This is a genomic window from Streptomyces sp. WAC06614 (assembly GCF_003949795.1).
Lineage (GTDB): Bacteria > Actinomycetota > Actinomycetes > Streptomycetales > Streptomycetaceae > Streptomyces.
This window is the reverse complement of the sequence record NZ_RPRY01000648.1, coordinates 1-1,522: the sequence shown is the minus strand read 5'-3', so window position 1 is coordinate 1,522 and position 1,522 is coordinate 1. Positions and strand designations below refer to the sequence as shown.

2 protein-coding genes are annotated in these 1,522 nt (G+C 74.4%); one reads left to right on the top strand and one right to left on the bottom strand.

Annotated features, from left to right (window positions below):
- Positions 1–146 precede the first annotated feature (146 nt).
- On the top strand, positions 147–626 hold the full coding sequence (locus tag EF918_RS35615; protein ID WP_125652965.1) for a hypothetical protein: 480 nt from the start codon (positions 147–149) through the stop codon (positions 624–626).
- A 61-nt stretch (positions 627–687) separates the two neighbouring features.
- Here the strand turns inward: EF918_RS35615 and EF918_RS35610 are convergent.
- On the bottom strand, positions 688–1,522 hold an 835-nt coding region (locus EF918_RS35610), incomplete at its 5' end, for an L-threonylcarbamoyladenylate synthase (protein WP_125652964.1).

The window sequence follows — 1,522 nt, the reverse complement described above, 5'->3', positions numbered from 1 at the left end:
GGCCGTTCCCCTTCGCCGAGTGCTGTGCCCGTTCGGCGGCAGGCGTGCGTGGCGCCCTGGGGCGGGGGTAGGCGGGGGTGGAGTCGTCCGCCGAGCGTTCGTCGAGCCGTTCGCTGAGCCCGTTCGCCGGACCGCGAGGAGGCGTCATGTCCACCTACCACCCCCGGCAGCACGCGCTACTCACCCCCCGGGAGAGGGCCCACGCACTGCGACGGGGCTGGCACGACCAGATCCTCGGCGCCCTGATGCTCGGGGCTTCGCTGGCCCTGGTGCTCGTTCCGATGGCGACCCAGGACGGTCCGAAGGACGCGCAGGTCAACGAGATGGTGGTCGGTGTGATCCTGATCTTCGTCACCGGCCGGCGCCTCTACCGAGGCGGCGGGGTGCTCTCGGACGTGGTGGTCGGCCTCGGCGGCCTGTGGATGATCGTGTCCCCGTTCCTCCTCGACCTGCAGAACACGGCCGCCGACCACGCCACCCGCGTCCTCGACATCGCGGTGGGCAGCGTCCTGGTCGTCCTGGCGGCCATCTCGCTGCTGGTCCTGCGCGAGGACCGGCAGGCAGCAGGCGGCGAGGCCCACGGCCACCTCGCCCGGCGGACCCGGCACGTACCGGGGCGACGCTGAGGTTTCCGCGAGCCGCGAGCCGCTGCACGAGCCGGCGGCCGCCCGGGGGTCACCCCGTCGCTCAGGCGCTGCCGGCCGGGGAGGGGCGGGGGCCCGCGGCGCGGCGGAGACGGTTGGCGATGGCGAGTCCCAGGCCTTCCTCCGCCGGCAGCGACGCGATGATGAGGTCGCATCCCCGCTCGTCCAGCTCGCGCAGGAACCCGTACAACCCGCGTGCGTAGGCGGCGGTCGAGCCGGGGACCGGCACCACGGCGTGTGCCGTGACCGGCGTGGCGGCGACGGCGGGGGGAAGGAAGACACCCACCTGGTGCCCCTCCTCCTGCGCCCGCTCCGCTTCGGCGACGACCTGGTCGGGCTCGACCAGCACGACGCGCGCACGCGGCGCGTAGTGGGACGGGTGCTGGCCCGGCACCCGGACGGGGCTGGTCTCGGGGACCGCCAGCGGGTACCCCAGGACGGCTTCGAGGTCCTCACGGGTCACCCCGCCGGGGCGGAGGACGGTCGGGGTCCCGCCGGTGACGTCGACGATGGTCGACTCGACGCCGACGTGACAGGGGCCGCCGTCCAGCACGAAATCGACGGCGTCCCCGAGCTCGGCACGGACATGGTCCGCCGTCGTGGGGCTGACCGAGCCGAAGCGGTTGGCGGACGGGGCCGTGACCCCGCCACCGAAGGCGGACAGCAGTGCGAGGGCGACGGGATGGTCGGGTACGCGCACCGCCACCGTCTCCAGACCGCCGGTCGCTTCGAGGGGCACGCGGGGACCGCGTCGCAGGACCAGGGTGAGGGGTCCCGGCCAGAAGTGTTCGGCCAGCACGCGGGCCGCCTCGGGCACGTCCTGGACCCAGTCGTCCAGTTGCTCGGCGCCCCCGATGTGGACGATCAGCGGGTGGGAG